This is a genomic window from Bacteroidales bacterium, from assembly GCA_012517825.1.
Taxonomy (GTDB): Bacteria; Bacteroidota; Bacteroidia; order Bacteroidales; family JAAYUG01; genus JAAYUG01.
Genome location: JAAYUG010000011.1, coordinates 1 through 4,771, shown reverse-complemented (window position 1 = coordinate 4,771; position 4,771 = coordinate 1). Strand labels below are relative to the sequence as shown.

Below are 4,771 nucleotides of genomic sequence, written 5' to 3'. Positions count from 1 at the left end.
AGGAGAGGCTGGAAGAGCACAACGCGGGAGCAACCACTTCGACCAGGCGGGGGAGGCCATGGAAACTGGTATACATTGAGCCGTATGAAAGCAAGACGGATGCGATAAAGCGGGAAATAGAGATAAAAAAGATGAAGAGCACAATTCGGGTGCAACATTAATCTGTCCATGCATCAATTGCCCTAATTTCAATTAAATTTGCAATGTAGGTTCTGCTCAGTGTCCCCTGACGGAGAACATGCATGATGAAAAAACTTTTCATTCTCTTGTGCTTTTTTACGGTAATCCATTATACTGCTGAGGGGCAGGACACTGTGAATTTTGTACTCTACGGAAATAAAATCGGCGATCTAACATGGATAGGGCAGAATATTGATACGGCTACGCAGAACCTAGCCCGCTTTTTCAGAGTAACACTTGAAAAAGTTCCCATTTGCGACGGGTGCAAGGAAACCGCCAGAAAATTTGTAATCCGCGATAAGAAGGGTATTCTGTTTACACTGGAGCCCGGCTGGACCGATACCACCTATAACCGCATCGGGGAGTTTCGCACTACCCGCGAAGAATTTGTTTCCGACAAAGGAATACGGGTGGGCATGACGTATGGTGACCTGAAAAAAAAGTACCGGGTGCTGAACGTCAACTATTCGCGTGGCATAGGGGTGAATGTTATTGTAAAGGGGTTCAGTGGTTCGTTCCGGCTTCAGATTCCGGAAGAGGCTCTTAACGCCGAAATGTTTTACATCCGGAACCTGCCTGATGATATTCCCATCAAGGAAATAATCATGTACTGAGTTTCAGTTCTCTATTCTTACTTCCCACCTTCCTGGTTCCGTAATAACAAATTCAAGGGTACAGTCGAGCAGGACGGTTCGCAGGGGATTCCAGGTTTTGTAAGTAATTTTTGCTTCAAAGGGGAAGGTAACCTGCTGATAGCCTATCTGGCTGCCGCTTCGGAATTCAATTCCGTTGTTCGCCGCTATCATTAGTTCCATGATCGATGCATTGGCCATGCCGCCCTGCTTAAACATCAGAATTACCTGGTTTCCTTCACCTGCCTTGTGAAAGCTTACCTGATTGATGTTGTACTTTTTGATAATCTTAGGGGGAACCGGTTTTGGGCCCACATACACGTCATTTTTCCAGATTCCTGTGAGCAGTTCTTCCCTGCCGTTTTTCATATACCGGTAGGTGCCTTCGCCTTCCCGTTTTCCCATGTTCCAGTTGCCGGTATATACAGATCCGTCAGCCCATCGGTAGGTTCCTTTTCCATGGGGATATCCGTTTTTGAAATGGCCTTCATAAGTATCCGTGCCGGCGGCTTTCCCCTGTCCGTGTGCCAGGCCTTTCTTGCAGCCTCCCGTATATTCGCCCTGCAATTCTTTCACCAGCACCTGGCAGGTTTGCGGGTAAAGACGGGGCGAAAACAGCATCAGAAGACATGAAAGAAGAAAAATGCTGCGCATAGTGATTTGTTTCAGTAAAATTAATCCAATTTTTTGTGATATCTCACCGCTTCGATTTCTGCATCCACTGCAGAATTTTTTGCCGGGCCATAGCATAGCACAGCCTGCGAAACTAATAACGGAGGATGCCGCGAAAATTTCTGGTGCCGGGCTAAACATTCATTTCCAACAGCTCCGTGCAAGGGGAAAAGCGACCCCGTTGAATTTCCTTCCTGTCATTCAGGGGAAATTTCTACCTTTGGCCTCCCTAATCAGTTTTTTGCTATGATTGTTCTGGAAGCCTGTGTGGAAAATATATCTGAAGCGTTGAAAGCGGCGGCAAAGGGGGCGCATCGTATTGAACTATGCGAGAATCTGGCTATGGGAGGGACGACCCCAACGGTAGGTACGCTGAAGGTATGCCGCCGGTATTTGTCCATCCCCATCTTCGTAATGATCAGGCCGCGGGGTGGTAATTATACCTATACCGAAGAGGAGAAGGAAGTGATGCGGGAAGATTTGCTCAGACTGAAGGAAGCCGGAGCCGATGGTCTGGTGATGGGGATGCTCACTCCGGAAAAAAGGGTGGACCTGGAAACCCTGTACAGTTTTCTGGAACTGGCCCGGCCTCTGCCGGTTACTTTCCACAAGGCCATTGATGAGACCCATGATATTCTTTTTGAACTGAGCCGCCTTAAAGAAGCTGGGGTTGACAGGGTTCTCTCATCGGGTGGGGCAGCTACTGCCATGGAAGGGGCTGACATGCTGCGTGCCATGATTCATCAGGCGGGAAGAAGGATGAAAATTGTCGCGGCCGGAAAGATAACCAGCGAAAACATCGCCCTGCACATCGAAAAAATACCTGCAAAAGAATTCCACGGAAGAAAAATTGTGGGTACACTTGAATAAATATCCTTCATTACCTCTTCCATTGTATCGGTAATTTAATAAATTTGAGCCTCGAACCATTTAAACCTGTAATCCATGAAAAAAATTCTGTCAGTTGTTACATTGCTTGCCCTGCTTGTTCCGGGCGTTATTATGCAAACCGGCTGTAAAAAAGCTGCCCCTAAGAAGAATATTGGTTTGCAGTTATACAGCCTCCGCGATGATATGCAGACTGATCCGGTTGGAACGGTCGAAAAGGTAGGGAAAATCGGTTATGCCTTTGTTGAAACAGCCGGATATGCCGATGGCAAATTCTACGGCATGAGTCCTGCAGATTTTAAGGCTTTGGTTGAAAAGAACGGCATGCAGTTTATCAGCTCGCATACCGGACGTCCATTGCCGGAAGAAGGCCAGTGGGATGCGACCATGGCCTGGTGGGACACTTGCATTGACGCTCATTTAGCCGCCGGTGTTAAATACATTGTTCAGCCCTTTATGGGGAAAGATGCTTTCGAAAAGCTGGATGTTCTGCAGAAGTACTGCGACTATTTCAATGCTGTAGGGGAAAAGTGCAAGGCCAAAGGCATTGAATTCGGATACCATAACCATGATGCTGAATTCAAAACCATCGATTCAACGGTTATTTACGATTACATGCTGGCGCACCTTGATCCTACCAAGGTATTCATGCAGATGGACCTGTGGTGGGTGGTTGTCGGCGGAGCTGACCCGATTGCCTATTTCAAAAAATACCCTGGCCGCTTCCCTCTCTGGCACGTGAAAGATGAAAAGGAAATCGGCGCCAGCGGAAAAATGGATTTCAAAGCTTTGTTCGAAAATGCCGAACTGGCTGGCATGAAATATCCTATTGTGGAACAGGAAGAATACTCCACAACCCCTGTCGAAAGCGTAAAACTGTCGTTTGAATTTCTTAATAAAGCCGATTACGTAAAGTAAATAACACTTTTGTGCGAAAAGACATCCGCAAAATTGTTCCTGCGGATGTCTTTTTTTGTTTTTTGCTGAATGTTGTCAGCTTTTAAGTACAAAACAAAGGCACAGGTCTTTATAACATAAAAAACAGCTTTTATGAAAAAGTACATTGGTTTGTTGCTGCTGGCAATGTTTTCAGTCGCATCCGTATCGGCGCAGGTTGAGCAAAAGCTTTCCAGGATTGCTGTAAGGAAAAATCAGTTTGTAAACGAAAGAGGCGAAGTAGTGGTTTTCAGAGGCTTTAATACCTCTGATCCTGCCAAACTGAGCCGGTCAGGACACTGGACCCGGCAGTATTTTGAGGAAGCAAAGGCCTGGGGTGCAAACTGCCTCCGGTTTCCGGTGCATCCTTCCGCCTGGCGTGAACTGGGTGAGGCCAGCTACCTGAAGCTGTTGGACCAGGGAATTGAATGGGCTGAATCGCTCGGAATGTATGTGATTATCGACTGGCATTCCATTGGGAATCTGCGTATGGGCTTATTCCAGAATCCGGGCTACTATACTACCCTGCAGGAAACCAACAATTTCTGGCGCACCATGGCAGAGCACTATGCCGGCCGTACTTCCGTTCCGTTCTTTGAGCTTTTCAATGAGCCGACTGACTTTAACGGCCGTCTGGGAAGCATTACATGGCCGCAATGGAAAGAAATCAATGCCGATCTGATCCGGCTGATCCGGGCATATGACCCTGACAAAATTGTGCTTGTAGCCGGTTTCGACTGGGCCTACGATCTGGCTCCCGTGCGTTATGAACCATTACCATTTGAGAGCATCGCTTATGTTTCCCATCCCTATCCCATGAAGCGCCAGAAACCATGGGAACCGCAATGGGAGAAAGACTGGGGGTTCGTGGCCGATACCTACCCGGTTTTTGCCACCGAAATTGGTTTCTGCTATCCTACCGACAAGGGTGCCCATGTGCCGGTTATGGCCGATGAGGAATACGGCAGGAGAATTGTGGATTACTGTGCGTCCAAGGGAATTTCATGGATGGTGTGGGTGTTTGACCCGGACTGGGCTCCGATGATGTTCTCGGACTGGAATTACACCCCGACCCATCAGGGTGCATTTTTTAAGTCTATACTCACGAAATAGACACATACAACCGAACTGGAATTGGGCAAGCATCTTCAACCAGGGGAAATAAAATAAGCAAAACCTGAGTGGACTATGAAAAAATGGTTTTTCCTTCTATCCGTTTTACTTATTACTTCAGTGCAGATTATCTGCCAGACAATTCCTGTTCAGTTTACCATCAATGCCCGTGCACAGCGGCACGCTATAAGCCCTTACATATATGGTACCAACCAGAATATGGCTGGTTCGGAACGCTTTACGGTTTTTCGCCAGGGAGGGAACAGGATGACAGGCTACAACTGGGAAAATAATTTTTCCAATGCGGGTTCTGACTGGTACCATTCCAGCGATAATTATCTTACGTGGGT

7 protein-coding genes are annotated in these 4,771 nt (G+C 47.3%); 6 read left to right on the top strand and 1 reads right to left on the bottom strand.

All coding sequences use genetic code 11. The features are described from left to right. Together GX419_00905 and GX419_00900 are read left to right on the top strand one after the other, a co-directional pair. Positions 1–161, top strand: a 161-nt coding sequence (locus GX419_00905) for a GIY-YIG nuclease family protein (protein NLI23250.1), incomplete at its 5' end; no start/stop codon positions are given. An 81-nt stretch (positions 162–242) separates the two neighbouring features. Next, complete coding sequence (locus tag GX419_00900) at positions 243–794, top strand: hypothetical protein (protein NLI23249.1); 552 nt, start codon at positions 243–245, stop codon at positions 792–794. Between the two features lie 3 nt (positions 795–797). Here the strand turns inward: GX419_00900 and GX419_00895 are convergent, their stop codons facing one another. Then, complete coding sequence (locus GX419_00895) at positions 798–1,466, bottom strand: hypothetical protein (GenBank protein ID NLI23248.1); 669 nt, start codon at positions 1,464–1,466, stop codon at positions 798–800. A 267-nt stretch (positions 1,467–1,733) separates the two neighbouring features. Here GX419_00895 and GX419_00890 point away from each other — a divergent pair, with 267 nt between their 5' ends. The 4 genes from GX419_00890 to GX419_00875 form a co-directional block, all read left to right on the top strand. Next, complete coding sequence (locus GX419_00890) at positions 1,734–2,354, top strand: copper homeostasis protein CutC (protein NLI23247.1); 621 nt, start codon at positions 1,734–1,736, stop codon at positions 2,352–2,354. 75 nt (positions 2,355–2,429) lie between these two features. Next, a complete protein-coding gene (locus tag GX419_00885; protein NLI23246.1) occupies positions 2,430–3,290 on the top strand; it encodes a TIM barrel protein in 861 nt (286 codons plus the stop codon). Between the two features lie 132 nt (positions 3,291–3,422). Next, the gene (locus GX419_00880; protein ID NLI23245.1) at positions 3,423–4,421 is read left to right on the top strand and encodes a glycoside hydrolase family 5 protein; all 999 of its coding nucleotides are present in this window, start codon (positions 3,423–3,425) and stop codon (positions 4,419–4,421) included. Between the two features lie 75 nt (positions 4,422–4,496). Next, positions 4,497–4,771, top strand: a 275-nt coding sequence (locus GX419_00875) for a hypothetical protein (protein NLI23244.1), incomplete at its 3' end; no start/stop codon positions are given.